This is a genomic window from Streptococcus sp. UBA632 (assembly GCF_002300045.1).
GTDB lineage: Bacteria > Bacillota > Bacilli > Lactobacillales > Streptococcaceae > Streptococcus > Streptococcus alactolyticus.
The window spans coordinates 2,846-3,505 of the sequence record NZ_DBPA01000052.1; the positions used below are offsets into that span (position 1 = coordinate 2,846).

Here is a 660-nt window from a genome sequence, read left to right on the forward strand (position 1 = left end):
TATATTTGTGTAATTTTTTAAAAATTTTTCTATACTTCTTACGTTGTTTTTACTTTTTATACATTTTTTAACAAGAAAACGCCTGTTTTTGCATGTAATTTCATGATTGTGTAAAGATTAGTCAAAATTTAAGTAAAATAAAAGCCTTTGTTTTTCTCGTCAAAAAAGAGAAAGAACACTTTCATTCTTTCTCTTTTGATATTTTAATAAATGAGACTTTTCTTCCTATTTATATTAGTCTTTTTTCACACGACGGCTAGCAATCACGTAAATCAAGACACCTAGGATAAGGACACTACCAACAACGTAGAAGATTGTTGTTCCGTATGAACCAGTTGATGGCAATTCAGCACCTGAATGGTTTTCTACGGTTACTTTAGCAGCGTCATCTTTTGTCACCGTCACTGCTTTGCGTTCTGTCAAGATGTTGTATCCGTTTGGAGCTTTTGTTTCTTCGAGGTAGTAAGTAGTATCAGCTTTAAGGCCTTTCACAACAGCTGTACCTGCTTCGATATCAACACCAGCTTCGCCGTCTTCAGCAACACGGTAAACACCGTCTGATACTTTCACGACTTTGATTTCATTACCACCTGTTTGGGCATCATAAAGTCTAAATGTCGCACCTGTCAAAGCTTTTCCATTTTCATCTGTTTTGTTAAG

1 protein-coding gene is annotated in these 660 nt (G+C 35.2%); it reads right to left on the reverse strand.

The features are described from left to right. Positions 1-234 precede the first annotated feature (234 nt). The coding region (locus tag B3473_RS06235; RefSeq protein ID WP_293677954.1) for a SpaA isopeptide-forming pilin-related protein at positions 235-660 on the reverse strand (426 nt) is incomplete at its 5' end.